Raw genomic sequence first — 17,723 nt, forward strand, 5'->3', positions numbered from 1 at the left:
TAAGCATGAAACAACCCATACTAGGAAAAATCAGCCCGATAATTCCTGCTGGTAGCGATATGGAAAAAGCGATCGCTTTCTACGAACAACAGCTGGGCTTTACAACAATATATCAAGAAGGCGAGCCAGTGACGATGGCGATCGTCAAACGCGATTCAGTAGAAATTTTTCTGCAAAACAATGATGATAAATATTTAGCTGAATGGACAACCTTTCGTATCCAAGTTGATGGTATAGAGCAACTTTATCAGGAATTGCAAACGAATGGTGGACAAATGATTCATCCCAATGGATTTCTAGAAATAAAACCTTGGGGAACGAAAGAGTTTGCAATTCTTGATATGGCTGGTGTGTGTATTACGTTTTATGAATCTGTAGCTAATGATATTTTAAAATATGCATTATAACTTTAGTTATCGTTAATTGCTACTCTTCATCTTCTTTATTTTCAGAACTTGTTTCCTCACATCCCAACCAAAAGAGTAATACTTTCTCCACTTGCGCTAGTTGTTCAAGTGTCAAGCTTCCCAATTTTCGTAGGAGTTTTGCGTGAGGAATTGTAATAATATTCTGCACATCAAATACTCCTGTTCGACGAAGAAAGTTTACTTCGACTTCTACCTCGAATCTTGAACCTCGTAAGCTAGTTGTGTGAGGAATAAGAGTTGCTAACGCACGGTCTGATTTAGTAACAGGAACGCTGATAACTAAACATGGTCTGACTTTTGCCGTGTAACCCAAATCGACAAGCCAAACTTCTCCCTTGTTCGGGACTACTCATAATCAGATTCTTGCTTGTCTAACTCTAAAAAAAGTTCTTCAGCATTCCAGACTAAATCCTCATCTGATAAAGGTGGAAAGTCCAAATGAATAACACGTTTTAAAATCTCTAAGGCAATTTCCAGCTTTTCTGATTCAGTCAGACTATCAAAGGTACTTAAAAGTTCTTGTGATAAACCAGTCATAGCTACTTTTTTCAGATACTCTTAAAGGATAATATAACGTGAGTTCAATGCTCATGATTTAACCTTCTTGGTATTCTTGGTAGACTGATGACAAACCGTAGCCAATTAACTGCGATAATCTTAGCCGGCGGAAAAAGTTCTCGCATGGGTGAGGATAAAGCTTTGATTTTGATTCAAGGTGTGCCATTATTGCAAAGAATTTATAATATCGCTGAATCATGTGCGGATACAGTTTATGTTGTCACACCTTGGGAAGAACGCTATCAACACATACTACCGCCTAACTGCCAGTTTATTAAAGAAGCGCCTTTATCTGCTGGACCGTTAGTCGGATTTGCTAAAGGACTAGCGCAAGTACAAACAGATTGGGTATTATTGCTAGCGTGCGATTTGCCGAACTTGCGAGTTGAAGTTTTGCAAGCATGGGCAAATCAACTTGATGATGTAACAACTCCTGCGATCGCCGCTTTAGCGCATCATATCAAAGGATGGGAACCGTTATGTGGTTTTTATCGCCGCAGTTGTTTAGCTGATTTAAATGAGTATATCAATCAAGGCGGGCGATCGTTTCAATCGTGGCTCAATCAACATCCTGTGCAACTTTTGCCCGTAACAGAACCGGGAATGCTATTTAACTGCAATACACCAGAAGATTTAGCTAATTTAAATTAAGTAAGTCGGCGAGAAAAATTCAATTGACGGTGCGTTGCGCTCTTGCACAACACACCCTACATTTAAATTTCTTAACTAATTTAAATTAAGTTCATATATAGCAGTCCTAAATGAGTTGTAAAACACCTCTCCCTTGTCTCCCAAGTCTGCCTTGTCTCCCCTTTTTCACTTACTTTTTTTATCAGGATTAAGCGATCGCTCCCAGCGATTAAATGCTTGGGAAAAAAACAGCGTCATAAATAAATAAACCAACGCGACAGAGGCATAAATCTCAAACGAACGATAGTTTTCTGCTACAATCAGCTGCCCCTTGCGAAACAACTCTTCAAAGCCAATGACAGCAACTAAGCTAGTGTCTTTAAGCAGGCTAATGAACTGATTGCCAAGTGGTGGCAACATCCGTCGCAAAGCTTGAGGAAAGATTACATAGCGCATCGTTTGCACTGAACTCAAGCCTAGTGATTGGGAGGCTTCTGCTTGCCCCGGATCAATTGATTGGATACCTGCGCGGACAATTTCCGCAATGTAAGCAGCGCTATTGAGACTTAATGCAATCACCGCTGCTGCCAGACGATTTAAGTTCAAGGTGAAACCAAAATTTTGGCTAAAAGCAGGCAACCCAAAGTAAATCATAAAAATCTGCACTAGCAACGGTGTTCCCCGGAAGAAATCAACATATGCTGCGGCAGAAAAACGCAAAAGTGCAATACGAGAAAGCCGAACAATCCCAACCAGTGAACCCCCGACTATTCCCAGCAATACTGAGAGTATTGTCAGTTCAAGAGTCACCAAAGCCCCATCTAGCAAGACGGGTAGTGACTTCAAGATAATGTTTAATGAGGTAAATAACTCAGATACGCCTTTTTTAGGAATCTGGTTTTCAATCGGCGATTTTTCTGGTAATTGTGGCGGTTGAGTACCAAACCACTTTTGGTAAATTTTAGCGTAAGTGCCATTTTTCAGCACCGTTGCCAGACCTTGATTAATTAGGTCTAGGTTAGGCGATCCTTTAGGTGTGGGAATGCCATAAAATTCTTCTGTCAGCAGACTGCTGACTACTTTGAGTCGCTTGAGGTTGCCACTTTTTATGCCGTATAAGATAACAACTTGATCGTTAAGAACGGCATCGACATTACCATTGATTAATGCTTGAAGGGTTAAGGGTGAATCATTAAAAGTGCGAATTTCCGCTTTAGGAATACTTTTAGCCTTGAGTGCGCCGGTCGTTCCAATTTGCACGCCAATAATCTTGTTTTTAAGACTGTCGAAATTGGTAATATTTTGATTGTCTGTGCGGGTGGCGATCGCTACTCCAGATTTGAAGTAAGGACGCGAGAAGGAAATTATCTTCACCCGTTCAGCAGTAATTGCCATAGCCGCAACTGCCGCGTCTACAGTTTGCGTCTGTAATGCGGGAATCATCCCAGCAAAAGGCATATTTTGATACTTAACTTTAAAGCCAGCAGATTGGGCGATCGCCTGAATCAAGTCAACGTCAAAGCCTTGCAACTCACCAGTTGCAGATTGAAGCTCGAAAGGGGGAAACGTTGGTTCTACTGCCACCGTAAGTGTTTTACCAGCAGTGGAACCGTTCGTGAAACTACACGAGGTAAGCAGAAATAGACAGCTTAAGCCAAGAACTAGCCAACGGATAACAGTCAACCTTTGCATATTTTTTAGACTTTTCTCTCCGTCCCATTTAAAGGATAATTGCTCATCCCTTCAGGTGATGAATTTCCAGAGATTAATTTGAATGCAAAAAACCTGGTTAAAGAAAGCGAATTTTTGACTAGTAGTGCGTCAAGGACTAATTGACGGATAGATTTTATGTAGAGACGGCGATTTATCGCGTCTGTTTAACCGTCAAAATGAGGGAGAGGCAATAAATGTCCAACTTGCCCTATATGTTCCAGGGAACTTACTTGAATAGTCAGTTGAGGCATCCTGAACAAACCACTCAGGAATCACTTTTTGCTGTCCAATTTTTTTTTCCAAGCCGATCTGTAGCGACATATTCTCGTAAACAATGTTTGCCTTCGCAGTTGACAGCATTTTTTCTACTGACTTTTGTAACCATTCCCCTCGAACAAACAGACTATGAGCTGGATGCGTGCCATAACTAAATCCGACAATTATGACCAGATATCCTTTGTCGCTTATTATCTTGTCCAAACAAAATTGAATGATTTCCTGCTCATCCTTGTGTTCTTCGCTTTCCTTATCAACGGTATTATATATCATCCCCGATAGTACCACTGCATCAAACTTTTTATTTTCTGTAGCAAGTTTCTGCATAAATACCCATAAGTCTGAGCAGACAAAGGTTCTGTTGGGGTATTGCTTTAAACAGTATTCAATTGAATATTCACTATGATCTACCCCAACGTAGTCGCATTCAGAAGGTAGATATTTGAGCAAAGCCCCATTCCCAGACCCCAGATCCAACAAAGAGAACGACCTTTTTTGAAAAGCATCCTCTAGAAAATGAACTGGTAGTGTATAACGTGTAGCATTTTCCGGCTGTTCCAAGTAGGAATAATAGTCTGATTGAAAACGTTCTTCTTCAGACACTTTGCGTTCCGGGTAATTATCTTTCATATCGTCAGGATGTCAAATGAATGGTGTGAAGAGCAAAAACTTGTAAACTACCTTATCGGTAAAATTCTATTCGTGGGTAAAATTTTCGCCCAACCATAGGCGCATAGTCAAGGAAATTCTACCAAAATTGACCTTGCCTCACCCCATCAGGAGCCACTTGGCTACCTACTGTAGATTGATTGTACTTTAAGGTTGACGATTATAACATTTACTTAGTAGAGCATTTCATTAAATTGCTTATGCATCCCGATGCAATGCTTATGCATCCCGATGCAATGCTTATGCATCCCGATGCAATGCTTATGCATCCCGATGCAATGCTTATGCATCCCGATGCATTGTTAATGCATCCCGATGCATTGTTAATGCATCCCGATGCATTGCTTATGCATCCCGATGCAATGCTTATGCATCCCGATGCATTGTTAATGCATCCCGATGCATTTCAAAACACGCTCGTTTTTAGTCAAAAGTGATTCTATAGCGGTTTCCATTCAGATGCGGTACAGGTTTGTGTTGCGAGGTGTAGGGGCACGGCAGTGCCGTGCCCCTACACTTCGCAAGGTCAGGAAACGCTATATATAAACCAAAACAACATAAGGAGGATTTATGGCTGATATCAAAATCGCTGATTTGCAATCAGTATCGGGAGCCAACAAATTATCTCATAGCCTCATCTATAATGTAGAAAAAATTAATTTTCTAAATGTAGAGAATTTCGATAAATTCTTTAACAATCTTCCTGTCGATCCTTATTTAGATGGCAATTATCGCTTTAGAAGATTATCTCGTTTCCAAGTTCATGGTGATTCGTTAATCAAGCTACCTCATAAATACTTCTTCCAAAGCCAAGAATACAACTCATTGCTAGGTGAGGTAAAAAGAGAATATGCAGAATTAGATGATGCAATTATAGAACTTGATGATTTTAGAAATCTTATCTTAACATTTGTTGAGAAAAGCAAACTTAATACTACTGAAGAAATTAAAATAAACGTTCATCAGTTTAGAATTATATGTGACTCATCCAAGTATGGAGAGCCAGCACCTGAAGGTATACATAGAGATGCCGTTGATATTGTGGGTATTTTTTCAGTAAAAAGAGAAAATATCCAAGGTGGGGAAACACATCTATATAAATCAACAAAGGGAAATCCAGTTTTCTCGAAAATCCTGAATCCAGGTGAATTGTTAGTGTTCAACGACCATAAATTTTTTCATTTTACTACTGCTATTAAACCAAGCTCAAAAGATGTAGGTATAAGAGACGTTTTTGTTCTGACTTTTCCAGCTTGGGAAAAAGTACCATTTAAGCAGGTAGAATAAGCTGTTTATTACTCGCGATCGCCCATTTTTTCTCAAGTGATAAAATTCTTAAATCAATGCGTAAGTCCTATAATGATTAGAGTAAATTATTCATAAATGGGAGCATTTAAGTTGCGGCTTCCGGGACTAGGAAAAATAATTGAAAGCGATCGCCTAATCATAGCTACACTACTTCTAACTATCGCTTTGATTATAATCGTCGGCATTTCCCTATCATTTGGAGCAGTATCAATGACGACTGTCCAAATATGGCAAGCACTGACGAAAACAGGCGATCCGCTAAATCAAACAATTATTTGGGACTTGCGTTTACCGCGTACTTTGGCAGCAGTTTTAGTGGGTGCAGCTTTAGGAATGTCTGGTTCACTACTGCAAGGAATGTTACGTAATGGACTAGCCGACCCCTTTTTACTCGGTATTTCTGCGGGTGCAGGTTTATTTGCTATAACTATGTTAAGCTTCGGAGTCTTTTTGAGTTGGATTCCCTTAGCCGCTTGGGTAGGTGGCTTATTAACAACAATTATTGTTTATTTTTTAGCTCGCAGTCGTGAAGGTATATCAATTGAGCGGTTAATTTTGGGTGGAGTTGCCGTCAGTTCTCTATTTGGGGCGATTCAATCTGTATTATTATTGATGGCAGAAGATGGTAGAATACAAACTGCTTTAAGTTGGTTGATTGGCAGTTTGAATGGGCGGGGATGGAATGAAGTGACCGTGGCTGGAGCTTATATCAGCGTAGCCTTATTACTGGGATGCTTGCTAGCGCGTGCCGTCAACTTATTAAATTTGGGTGATGAATTAGCAGTCAGTTTAGGAGTAAACTTATTGCGCGATCGCATTTTAATCGGTGGTGTCGCTACCCTTCTAGCCGCCGGTGCAGTCAGCGTTGGTGGATTAATCGGTTTCGTCGGCTTAATTGTACCTCACGGTATTCGCCTTTTGGTAGGTACAGATTACCGCGCAGTTTTGCCATTAAGCGCAATTGGGGGTGCTGTAGTTCTCACCACAGCCGATTTGCTTTCGCGCTTAGGTGCGGTAGAATTGCCCGTTGGTGCAGTTACTGCCTTACTAGGTTCACCTTTATTTATTTGGTTGTTATACAATCGAAAATCTGGAATTTAAAGAGTTGGTGGATGGTTGTTAGTGGTTGGTGGATAGTGGATGGTGGATAGTGGGAGCGTGGATGGTTGATAGTGGGAGCGTGGTTGGTGGATAGTGGATAGTGGAATTTGGATAGTGGGAGCGTGGTTAGTTGTTATGAGTACTTTTTTACAACCAACAACTATCAACTAACAAATAACAACCAACAACCAACAACTATCAACTATCAAATAACAACCAACAACCAACAAATAAGATGCTTTTAGAAACACAAAATCTCATCGGTGGTTACACTAAACCAATTATCCATGAAATCAGCCTAACAGTAAAAACAGGTGAATGGTTGAGTTTAGTTGGTGCAAATGGTTCGGGAAAATCGACACTATTAAAACTTATCAGTCGCTTACTGAAACCACAACAGGGAACTGTATTGTTAGATGGTAAAGCCATTCACAGTCAACCCGCGTCAATTGTGGCGCAAAAGTTAGCATTATTACCACAACAGCAAACAATTCCCAGTGGTTTAACGGTGCGGCAGTTGGTATCATTAGGACGTACACCGTATCAACCTTGGTGGCAATACTCACTTCAGCCAGAAGATAAAGCCAAAGTAGAAATGGCATTGCAGTTAACGCGGATGGATGAATATAGCGATCGCTTTGTCGAAGAATTATCAGGAGGAGAACGACAACGCGCATTTTTAGCACTTGCTTTAGCTCAAGATCCGCAAATTTTGCTTTTAGATGAACCCACAACTTATCTAGATATTCGCTATCAACTCGAATTACTCGAACTACTCAAACAACTAAATCAACAGCATTTAACCATCATTACAGTTTTGCACGATGTCAATTTAGCAGCAAGATACAGCACACGGCTTGCACTTTTATCTCAAGGAAGAATTTTTGCGATCGGAAAAGCCAAAGAAATATTAACACCCGCAAATTTAGCTGATGTTTTGGGAGTAGAAGTTGTAATTCTTGAAACACCAGTAGGTTTGCAGATTTGTCCTTTAGCAGCGATGATAGATTAGTTTAACTTATTACTACTGGGTAAATTTTGGGAAAAATATAAGTTTTATACATATGTAATTGAGAAGACAAGTGTTTTTTACAAAATAAAACTATTATGAGAGAAAGATTTTTCAATAAACCTTGTATAGAACCAGGCGAGTACCACAGTCAGATTTCCTAGGAAACATATGTTTACTCGCCCTTTTTTATATCCATCCATATACAATAAAACAGAAATCAGAATTATATAACAATCCTAAATAATTCCTGAGACTCTCTTTCTTTCTTTCCTTTGCGTCCTTTGCGTCTTCGCGGTTCGTTTAAAAACATGTATAATCGTTGCATCTCATCAATTCTCACAATATTATTAAGCTTCCTCTTACTTGCTTGCAGCACAGCAACCACACAGCAACCACCAGCCACAAACATAAATCAAAACACATCAGCCAAAAAAGTAGTCGCTCTTAGCTCACTGTCAGCAGATATTATATCTCAACTCGACCAAACAAAACTTGTCGGCATTACAGGAAGCAAATTATTTAAAGATAATCCGCAATTCCAAAAACTTCCTCGTGTCAGTGAAGGACAAAATCCGCCTAATTTAGAAAAAATAGTCGCACTCAAACCAGATTTAGTAATTGGTGCAGAAGGATTTTCTAATCAAACAACCGACAAACTCAAGCAACTGGGAATTCCAACATATCTCACCCAAGTAAAGACCTGGGAATCATTACAACAACTTACCAAAACACTTGCGAAATCAATTGATGCCGATCCACAGCCATTATTAAATCGCTATAAAACCTTTTTACCATCAAAGCAAAATCCGACATTATCAACTTTAGTTTTAGTCAGTCGCCAACCGATTTTAACACCAAATAAAAACAGTTGGGCTGGCGATTTGCTAACGAAATTTCCGACAAAAAATTTGGCAGCCGAATTACAAGGTAACAGCCCAATTGGGGGATATGTAACGCTTTCGGCAGAGAAAGTTTTGCAAGCCAATCCAGATGTAATAATTGTTGTAAATCCTCCAGAACAAACTGATGCAGCGCTTTTAGATTCGTTTAAAAAAGAAGCTTTTTGGAAAGAACTAAAAGCGACGAAAAATAACCGCATTTACGTTTTTGATTATTACGGCTTAGTGAATCCAGGTAGTATAGATGCGATTGAAAAAGCTTGTAAGCAACTGAAGCAGGTTTTATAAATCGTAGTCAGCGATTCATCGCTTTTATAAGCACTCTTCGTGCTTACTACGAGTTTAAATTTATATTAAGTTTTAACAGAAAATCGCAATTAATATTTACACAACGCTTAGTTCTGTAACAATTATTTGAAAATATCGTTTCCAATGGTATAAATTAGGACTAAAATACTTGATGAATTGCTTGGCTTGGTATCGGTAAGCCTTGCACTTACTGTTGTTCAACCATATAGCAAACACAAAAGCGTTATTTTACATTTCTAAATAATCAGGCATTATATAAAGTGCATAATTTGATGTGCTGATGCCTATTGAGAATGTATAAGCAAAGCTTTACTTTCCTAAACGCAAAAAGGTAGGTTAAAACTAAAGCGTAAGCAGAATACAGACAACTTTTAATACTTTTGCTACAAGAAAAATGCAACTGTAGTAAAACTACGATGTCAAAAAAGTTTCATTAAGTAGGGTAAATATGGCTAACAACATCTACGCACTTTTGGTTGGTATTGACGAATACGATCCGGAATCTACACCGCAAGTTCCCTCATTAAAAGGTTGCGTTAACGACATCAAAGCTGTGGAAGCTTATCTGCGCGATCGCCTCACAAAAGACGGAAAATGGCAACTAGTTGAACCGACTAATCAATCTTGGATACTCACCAATGAACAAGCTACTCGTCAAGCAGTGATCGACGGCTTTAAAGAGCATCTATGCAAAGCAGACAGTGAAGATGTAGTCTTGTTTTATTATGCCGGTCATGGCGCTCAAGAGAAAGCACCACAAGAATTTTGGCACTTAGAGGCAGACCATTTAGATGAAAGTTTAGTTTGCTACGATAGCCGTACAGAAAATAGTCGAGACTTAGCAGATAAAGAAATAGCCTATCTAATCTCGAAAGTTGCAGAGAATAACCCTCACGTTGTCATCATTCTCGACTGCTGTCACTCCGGTTCGGGAACCAGAGATATATCACCAGAAATTAGAGTGCGTCGTTCTCCGGTAGACTCCAGAGAACGTCCATTAAGCAGCTTTATTTTTGCCGAAGACACAACAGCATTAAATGAATTGTTGAATTCTTCGCGCAGCTTGGAGCAGAAAACAACTGGTGTAACATTGCCAAAAGGCAAACACGTTATGTTTTCCGCTTGTCGTGATTATGAGTTGGCGAAAGAATATAAAGGAGAAGACGGTCAACCGAGAGGCGCTTTTTCTTACTTTTTATTGCAAACTCTCCAGCGGACTAATAATAGCATTACCTATCGAGATTTAGCGAGAAATCTCAATGCGTTGGTAAGTGGTAAAGTCAAGGAACAATCACCGCAAGTCGAAGCCACAGATTCAAAAGATTTAGACCAACCTTTCTTAGGTGGTGCAATCAAAGAACGTCCCAACTACTTTACCTTGACCCGCAGCCAAAACGATAATAGCTGGGTAATTGACGCAGGTGCTATTTCTGGTATCCCGAAACCGTCTAAGGATGGAGACACTTTATTAGCAATATTTCCCGCTGCAAGTACTCCAGAACAATTAACTAAACTGGACCAAGCTTTAGGGGAAGCGCAAGTTATGCAAGTGCTGCCACAAAAAAGTAAAGTCAAAATTCTCAGCGGTAGCGATCGCTTATCTCCAACTGAAACTTATTGGGCGATCGTTACTAACATACCATTGCCGCCTCTCAAAATTTACATCAGAAGCGAAGACAGCGAAAAAGCAGGTTTAGAACTCGTAAAACAAGCACTACAAACATCTGCACCCAATTCCAAACCTTCCTTATACGTCAGTTTAGTAGAAGATCCAATCATAGCAGATTACGATTTACTAATTCGTGGAGGTCAGTATTGGATTACACAGCCTAGCGATGAACGTCCGCTAATTGCTCCGATTCCCGAAAACTCGACCCAAGCCGGTTATACCTCGGAAAATGCTCGTGAAGTAGTTGTTCGTTTAGAACATATTGCCCGGTGGACAAACATTCTCGAACTCTCCACCCCTGCGACTAGTAGCGTTAAAACCGATGATGTAGAGATGGAAATCAGCGTCCTTTCCGGACGACAAGAAACTTCGCTTAGTGGTGATAACAAAATAGCATCAGAAATGCGGTTGGAGTATACCTATGAAAATGATGAATGGGTAAAGCCAACTATCCAAATCAAACTCACTAATAATAGCAAGAAACCACTTTATTGCAATGTATTAGACCTTGCAGAAAGTTACTCTATATCTAGCAACTTGTTAGACGAATTCCAAGCAAGCAGCTTCAAACTTCCACCCAAAGGTTCAGAAAATAGCAACACTCTCGAAAGTGGCAACCTCGAATTGGTCATCAAAGATGAATATTTAGCATTAGGAATTACTGAGTACAAAGATATATTCAAGCTGATAGTCAGCACAAGCGAATTTGATGCGAGTTTGCTACAACAAGATGGATTAAACCCCCCTCCTCCAACTCGTTCCGTTGGAAGAGGTGGCACGCTTGACCGTTTAATGGCAGGGGTAAACAGTCGTGAAGCCGTGAGAGCCGAAGGCAGCTATGATAATTGGATGACTAAGGAAGTTTCGATTACCATAGTCTGTCCGCAAGAAGCGATCGCAATTCAATCTGATAGCAGCACCGCATTACAAAATGGTGTAGTTGAGGTGCAACCACATCCGAGTTTGCAAGCAAAAGTTAATCTCACCACTGTACCGCAAGCAAGCAGAGATTTAGGCAATTTGATTTTACCTGCAATTTTGCGGCAACAACCTCGTATTACTGAATCCTTTCAATTTACCACCAGCCGAGGTAGCGATCCCGGCTTGAGTGCTTTAGAGTTAAGTGACGTAGCAGACCACACTGTAGTTACACCAGATGCACCACTAAAATTGCTAGTTGATACCCAATTAGCCGAGAATGAACACCTTTTACCCTTTGCTTATGACGGACAGTTTTTCTTACCATTAGGAAGAGGTTCCCAAGCGATAGATGGCAAAACGGAAATTACTTTAGAAAGGTTGCCAAATCCAACAGTTAGCAGTCGCAGCATACAGGGTTCCATTCGGATTTTCTTTGAAAAAATAGTTAGCCAAAAACTAGGAAGTCCATTTGAATATCCAATTTTAGCTATAGCCGATGTAGTTAAAGTTGACAAAAAAGACAAAGTAACCTACGAAAAAGATAAGGAGATAATTAAAGCGCAAGTAGCGCAAGCAAAAAAAATTATCCTCTACATTCATGGAATTGTTGGGGACACTGCAAGTATGGTTCCCAGTGTGAATAATGCTTTGGTAGAAGTTGATAAAAAAGAGCTTTCAATTAAAGAGCGTTATGACGTAGTTTTGGCTTTTGACTATGAAAATATCCAAACTACAATTGAAGAAAATGCCAAGTTTTTAGGGGAAAAATTGCAAGAAATTGGCTTGGGAGCAAACCACGGTAAACAATTGCATATTGTGGCACATTCAATGGGTGGTTTGGTTTCTCGCTGGTTTATTGAGAGACTGGGCGGCAATCAAGTTGTGCAACACTTAGTTATGTTAGGCACACCAAATGCCGGTTCACCTTGGCCTTCTATACAGGATTGGGTTTTTACCGCTCTTGGTATTGGGTTGAATCAACTTTCGGCAATAGTTTGGCCCACGAAAATAGTAGCAGATTTACTGAAAGTTCTGGAAAATAATGATAAATCTTTGGAGCAAATGCAGCCAGATTCACCTATTTTGAAAGAACTTGCCGAAAATCCCGATCCTGGCATTCCTTATACAATTATTGCCGGTGATAGGTCGGTGATGGCTGCTGCTGCAAAACTTCAAGCAGACAAGCAAATTAATCCACTCAAACAACTGATGGATAGGATGTTTGGTTCATCTGTAAATAAAGTTGTAGATATGGCGTTCTTTAGTCAGCCGAATGATATAGCGGTGACTTTGACTTCGATCAAGAGCGTTAATTCTAAGCGTAAGCCTCAACCAACAATATTATCACCCGACACCGCCTGCGATCACCTCACCTACTTTACTGATCGTGCCGGCTTAACTGCACTATCCAAAGCACTTTACGAATTTCCCCATGAAAATCAACCACCAGCAGCATCAGCGACAACTGCCAATGTATTAATTGTTGAACCCAAAGGAAATACCACACCAAAACCTGCTGAAACTTCTTCACAAACCCCAAACCCTCTGCTAATTAGTAGCGCAATTATTACAGGAATTGCCCTATTTATAGCAAGCGTTGCTATCTCAATTTTGTGGAATCGTTCTCCGCAACCACAGCCAACTAGTCAAACTAGAAGCAGTCAGACTGTAGCTGTTAACAAACACTCACTCTGACTAATTTCTACCAATTCTTGATAATTGCGTGTAAAAAAATAACCCCACCTTTTCATGAGGTGGGGTTTTGCAGATATATTCTTGCTGATGTTAATTTATGGCAGAAATTAAACGCAGTTTTGCAATAATTATTGGTGTTAACCAATACATAAATGGTATTCCACTCTTAGAGACAGCTGTAAATGATGCTAGCGAACTTGCGAAAATCCTGGCAGAAGAATATGAATACAAAGTCTTACAGCTATTGGATGCAGATGCAACTCAATCGAAGCTGAATGATTTGTTGGCAGCTTTTGTAAAGCAGCAGCTACCTTTAGCTGATGGGTTGATACAGATGCAAGAAAGCGATCGCCTTTTATTTTACTTTGGGGGACATGGCATTGCTTTGGATGGACTTGACAACACAGATGGACCGGCTGGCTACGTTGTACCCCAGGATGCACGACGCGATGATAGCAATACTTGGGTAGCGATGCAGCGGTTGCACGATGCTTTGATACAACTGCCTTGCCGTCATCTTTTGATTATCCTTGATTGCTGCTTTGCCGGTGCATTTCGCTGGGCGGAATTGCAAAGAGAAGCAGTGCGATCGCATAAAATGTATCAAGAACGTTATCAACGCTTCATCTCTGGTTGCGCTCAACAAGTAATTACCTCCGCTGCCGATGACGAAAAAGCTGCCGATTCCCTTCTCAATTTTGGACAACGAGGTAATATTAATGGTCATTCTCCCTTCGCCGAACTGTTATTTAAAGCACTTTTAGGACAAGCTGATTTTACCCAAGATGGTGTAATCACCGCAACAGAAATCTATTTATATATAAATAATGAATTAGCCAAAACAATCGCCAAACAAACCCCAGGTTTGTGTCAGCTAAAACGCCATGACAAAGGTGAGTATATCTTTCCTATTCTTGGTTTTGATCCGAAAAACTTAGACAAAGCTCCCCCACTTGATGAAAGTAAAAATCCTTACCGAGGGTTAGAGTCTTTTGAAGAAAAAGATAGCAGCTTATTTTTTGGCAGAAAAGCTTTAATTGAAAAGCTGCAAAAGTTCATTATTAGCCAACCATTAACAGTTGTACTCGGCGCTTCCGGTTCCGGTAAATCAAGCTTAGTCAAAGCCGGATTAATTCCTCAGTTAAAAAATAGTGGACAGTGGCGCATCTTTGCTCCGATTCGTCCGGGTAAATCTCCCTTCATCGCTTTAAATAACACATTAGTAAAAGAAAACTTCCCCATTTTCACCCAGCCTTACAAAACTTTTGAGCAAGAATTGCAAACACTTTATCAAAGCGTCAAAACTTGGAGTCAGGCTAACCCTAATACTAAATTACTACTTTTTATTGACCAATTTGAAGAATTAGTCACCCTATGCCAAAATGACAAACAATCGGAAATATTTATAACAGGATTAGCAAGAGCAATTAAAGCTTTTCCCGAACAATTAAGAATTGTAGTTACGCTGCGAAGTGACTTTGAACCGCAGTTTAGAGATAAAGCATTAAAACCTTATTGGCAAAAAGCGCGATTTATTATCCCAGCAATGACGCGACAAGAATTGCGCTCTTGCATTACGGAACCTGCCACTGCACGAGTTTTGTATTTTGATCCGCCAAATTTAGTAGATCAGTTAATTGATGAAGTGGCACAAATGCCCGGAGCTTTGCCTTTATTATCCTTCACATTAAGTGAACTTTATTTGAAATATATCAAGAGTACTAGAGAAGATAAAAGAAATAATCGAGCGATTACTCAAGCAGATTATGATGAATTGGGAGGAGTGACGCGCAGTCTCACTCAAAGAGCAGATTATGAATATGACGAGTTAGTAAAACTTGATTCAGCATACGCTCAAACAATCAAACAAGTAATGCTACGGATGGTAGCTATAGGTGGGGGTGAATTGGCTCGCAGACAAGTATTATGTACAGAATTGGAGTATCCAGAAGTAGAAAATGCACGGGCAGAGTTAGTAATTGAGCGTTTTGTGGCTGCTCGCTTGTTAGTTAAAGGACAAGATACAGAGAATCATGAATATGTCGAACCTGCCCATGATGTTTTAGTGCGGGGGTGGAATAAGCTGCGGACTTGGAAACAAGAAGAACAGGAAAATTTGATTCTTCAACGTCGATTGACACCAGCTGCACTTGAGTGGAAAACCCAACAAAAACCACGATTTCTATGGAATGCCGATCCGCGTCTGGATTTGTTGAAACAAATATTGAATTCTAATAATAACTGGTTTAACAAAATAGAAGCTGAGTTTGTGCGACGTAGCGTCAGACAAAAACGCAAAAATGCTACTTTACGTGGGAGTATTATAAGTGGTGCATTAATAGTTTTGAGCAGTGCAACTATTATTGCAATTAAAAATTGGATTGATGCGGAAAATCAAGTAATTGAAACTACTAGTGCTTTATCAGAAGCGCGTTTAGCCTCCAACAACCAATTAGAAGCGCTGGTAGAAGGTGTCAAAGCCGGCGAAATGCTAAAAAAAGATTTATTAAGAGAAGGTGTCAAAGCAGGAGAAATGCTGAAAAAAGACACCATTTTAACCAAGGAATCTACCAAAATAAAAGTTGTAACGACCTTGCTACAGTTGGCTAATCAAGTCAGAGAGCGCAACCGCTTTGAAGGACATACTCAAGCTGTTAGGAGTGTCATTTTTACCCCAGATGGTAAAACAATTGCTTCAGCAAGCAATGATAGCACTATTAAATTGTGGAATCTTAAAGGGCAATGTTTGCAAACACTTACACAGCATGAAGATGGAGTTTTTAGAGTTCTTTTTAGTAAGGATGGTAAAACTTTAATCTCTGCTAGTAATAATACTCTCATAATTTGGCAGCGTCAACCTAATGGTACTTTCAAATTAGTAAAACCTATCCCAGACAAAGATCAAATTTCGGCTGTAAGTTTAAGTCCCGATGGACAGATTATTGCCACGGGTAGCCAAAATACCTTTACACTAAATTTATTCCAGAAAGATGGGAAACTAATTAAAACTTGGAAAGAACATCGTGACCAAATCAGAGATTTAAGTTTTAGTCCAGATAATCAGATTATTGCTACCGCTAGTGTAGGTGGAGCTATCAAACTTTGGAGTGTAAAAGAGCGCAAGTTACTTAAAACTATTCAGAATGATTCTGTGCGACTTGACCGTTTTGGAGTGCGTTTTGTTGATAATAAAACTATTGCTGCAACCAATAGTGATAGACCTATCAAGCTATTGAATGTAAACGGTACACAAATAAAAAACTTACAGGGACATACCGAGCAAGTCCTTTACTTAGATGTTAGTCGCGATGGTAAATATATTGCTTCAGCTAACAAGGATGAAACTGTTAAAATATGGAGTCCAAAATCCGATGAACCACTGCCAACTTTAGTAATTCCTGACACCACTATCAATCAAGCAAGTTTTAGCCCCGACAGCAAAATGATTGCTTTGGCTGGTGATGATAACACCGTTAAACTATGGAATATTAATAGTATACTACCGCCTACAATTCTTCAATCGAAGAGTATAAGTGTCAGCTTTAGCCCTGATAGTAAAATGATTGTCTCAGCATCAGGTAAAAATATTCAGCTTTGGCAAAATGGTAAGCGGTTGTGGAATGTGCAAGCAGATAACCAAACAGTTTTACAAGTAAGCTTTAGTCACGATGGTAAATTAATTGCATCTGCCGGCGAGGATGGAATTGTGAAACTTTGGAATACTCAAGGAAAATTAATCAGGACTATAAAAGCACACTTACAACAAGTTTCTAGCGTGAGTTTTAGCCCTGATAGCAAAACAATTGCTTCAGCGAGTGATGATAAAACTGTGAAGCTTTGGAATGTAGCAAATGGAAGCTTAATTAAAACTATCCCAGCACATAATAACGTAGTTACAAGTGTTAGCTTTAGCCCTGATGGTAAAACGATTGCTTCAGCCAGCCTTGACAAAACTATCAAGCTTTGGAATGTACCAGATGGCAGATTTATTAAAAATTTTCCAGGTCACAAGGAAGGAGTTCTGAGTGTAAGTTTCAGCCCTAACGGAAAAATGCTTGCTTCAGCTAGTTCTGACAAAACTGTTAGGCTTTGGCATCTAAATAATCAACCATCTACAGTTTTTCCACTTGAAGGTAATAGTGTTATGAAAGTTAATTTTAGCCCCAATGGTCAAACTTTAGTTTCAGCAAGTGGCAATAAAATTAGACTTTGGAAACTAAATGGTGAACTGATAACAACTTTACCAGATAATCAAGGCGATATCTTTGATGCCAGTTTCAGTCCCGATGGTAAGACTATTGCTTCAGCTGATCCTAGCGAAAACGTGATTCTCTGGAATTTGGATTTGGATAACTTACTTAAACATAGTTGTAATTGGCTGGATGACTATCTGAAAAATAAACCCAAAGTAAGTGAAGGTAATCTTTGCAAACCAATTTAGTGCCTCTTTTACAACCCTCTTCATATCAATCTTGATTTTGAGTGCATAACTTCATTTCACCTGCACCTATATTTAGATGTCAGGTTTCAAACAT

Annotated in this window: 12 protein-coding genes and 1 pseudogene; 9 read left to right on the top strand and 4 right to left on the bottom strand. The window is 39.6% G+C overall.

The features are described 5' to 3' along the window. Positions 1-5: 5 nt before the first annotated feature. Entirely contained in the window at positions 6-407 is a 402-nt protein-coding gene (locus AABK37_RS04115; protein WP_432550329.1) for a VOC family protein, read from the top strand. 19 nt (positions 408-426) lie between these two features. Here the strand turns inward: AABK37_RS04115 and AABK37_RS04120 are convergent. After that, positions 427-753: pseudogene (locus tag AABK37_RS04120) on the bottom strand (type II toxin-antitoxin system PemK/MazF family toxin); the annotation flags it as partial. A gap of 20 nt (positions 754-773) precedes the next feature. Continuing rightward, positions 774-965, bottom strand: a complete 192-nt coding sequence (locus AABK37_RS04125) for a hypothetical protein (protein WP_432550330.1) — start codon at positions 963-965, stop codon at positions 774-776. An 87-nt stretch (positions 966-1,052) separates the two neighbouring features. On the opposite strand from AABK37_RS04125, the gene AABK37_RS04130 reads away from it, so the two are divergent. Next, complete coding sequence (locus tag AABK37_RS04130) at positions 1,053-1,637, top strand: molybdenum cofactor guanylyltransferase (protein ID WP_432550331.1); 585 nt, start codon at positions 1,053-1,055, stop codon at positions 1,635-1,637. Between the two features lie 165 nt (positions 1,638-1,802). On the opposite strand, the gene AABK37_RS04135 is transcribed toward AABK37_RS04130, so the two are convergent. Together AABK37_RS04135 and AABK37_RS04140 are read right to left on the bottom strand one after the other, a co-directional pair. Further along, on the bottom strand, positions 1,803-3,308 hold the full coding sequence (locus AABK37_RS04135; RefSeq protein ID WP_432550332.1) for an ABC transporter permease subunit: 1,506 nt from the start codon (positions 3,306-3,308) through the stop codon (positions 1,803-1,805). Between the two features lie 192 nt (positions 3,309-3,500). Continuing rightward, positions 3,501-4,235 carry a class I SAM-dependent methyltransferase gene (locus tag AABK37_RS04140; protein WP_432550333.1) on the bottom strand — a complete coding sequence of 245 codons (735 nt, stop codon included), beginning with the start codon at positions 4,233-4,235 and terminating at the stop codon, positions 3,501-3,503. Between the two features lie 233 nt (positions 4,236-4,468). Between AABK37_RS04140 and AABK37_RS04145 the strand changes: the two genes are divergently transcribed. The 7 genes from AABK37_RS04145 (at position 4,469) to AABK37_RS04175 (ending at position 17,629) form a co-directional block, all read left to right on the top strand. Continuing rightward, positions 4,469-4,711 (top strand): hypothetical protein, encoded by a 243-nt coding sequence (locus AABK37_RS04145; RefSeq protein ID WP_432550334.1) that lies wholly within the window; start codon positions 4,469-4,471, stop codon positions 4,709-4,711. 157 nt (positions 4,712-4,868) lie between these two features. Next, entirely contained in the window at positions 4,869-5,561 is a 693-nt protein-coding gene (locus tag AABK37_RS04150) for a 2OG-Fe dioxygenase family protein (RefSeq protein WP_432550377.1), read from the top strand. Positions 5,562-5,657: 96 nt separating this feature from the next. Further along, on the top strand, positions 5,658-6,683 hold the full coding sequence (locus tag AABK37_RS04155) for a FecCD family ABC transporter permease (protein ID WP_432550335.1): 1,026 nt from the start codon (positions 5,658-5,660) through the stop codon (positions 6,681-6,683). Positions 6,684-6,918: 235 nt separating this feature from the next. Continuing rightward, positions 6,919-7,695, top strand: coding sequence for an ABC transporter ATP-binding protein (locus AABK37_RS04160; RefSeq protein ID WP_432550336.1), 777 nt, complete (start codon positions 6,919-6,921; stop codon positions 7,693-7,695). A 308-nt stretch (positions 7,696-8,003) separates the two neighbouring features. Continuing rightward, positions 8,004-8,882 carry an ABC transporter substrate-binding protein gene (locus tag AABK37_RS04165; protein WP_432550337.1) on the top strand — a complete coding sequence of 293 codons (879 nt, stop codon included), beginning with the start codon at positions 8,004-8,006 and terminating at the stop codon, positions 8,880-8,882. Between the two features lie 469 nt (positions 8,883-9,351). Beyond that, the gene (locus AABK37_RS04170; protein ID WP_432550338.1) at positions 9,352-13,188 is read left to right on the top strand and encodes a caspase family protein; all 3,837 of its coding nucleotides are present in this window, start codon (positions 9,352-9,354) and stop codon (positions 13,186-13,188) included. A gap of 97 nt (positions 13,189-13,285) precedes the next feature. Further along, positions 13,286-17,629: an nSTAND1 domain-containing NTPase gene (locus AABK37_RS04175; RefSeq protein ID WP_432550339.1), complete on the top strand. Its 4,344-nt coding sequence runs from the start codon at positions 13,286-13,288 to the stop codon at positions 17,627-17,629. Positions 17,630-17,723: the final 94 nt, after the last annotated feature.

This window comes from Tolypothrix sp. VBCCA 56010, from assembly GCF_050875635.1.
Classification (GTDB): Bacteria; Cyanobacteriota; Cyanobacteriia; order Cyanobacteriales; family Nostocaceae; genus Hassallia.

Coding starts and splice junctions, on each gene's coding strand:
- AABK37_RS04160 (WP_432550336.1), top strand. CDS start 6,919: ATGCTTTTAGAAACACAAAATCTCATCGGTGGTTACACTAAACCAATT.
- AABK37_RS04115 (WP_432550329.1), top strand. CDS start 6: ATGAAACAACCCATACTAGGAAAAATCAGCCCGATAATTCCTGCTGGT.
- AABK37_RS04125 (WP_432550330.1), bottom strand. CDS start 965: ATGACTGGTTTATCACAAGAACTTTTAAGTACCTTTGATAGTCTGACT.
- AABK37_RS04130 (WP_432550331.1), top strand. CDS start 1,053: ATGACAAACCGTAGCCAATTAACTGCGATAATCTTAGCCGGCGGAAAA.
- AABK37_RS04165 (WP_432550337.1), top strand. CDS start 8,004: ATGTATAATCGTTGCATCTCATCAATTCTCACAATATTATTAAGCTTC.
- AABK37_RS04135 (WP_432550332.1), bottom strand. CDS start 3,308: ATGCAAAGGTTGACTGTTATCCGTTGGCTAGTTCTTGGCTTAAGCTGT.
- AABK37_RS04170 (WP_432550338.1), top strand. CDS start 9,352: ATGGCTAACAACATCTACGCACTTTTGGTTGGTATTGACGAATACGAT.
- AABK37_RS04175 (WP_432550339.1), top strand. CDS start 13,286: ATGGCAGAAATTAAACGCAGTTTTGCAATAATTATTGGTGTTAACCAA.
- AABK37_RS04155 (WP_432550335.1), top strand. CDS start 5,658: ATGGGAGCATTTAAGTTGCGGCTTCCGGGACTAGGAAAAATAATTGAA.
- AABK37_RS04140 (WP_432550333.1), bottom strand. CDS start 4,235: ATGAAAGATAATTACCCGGAACGCAAAGTGTCTGAAGAAGAACGTTTT.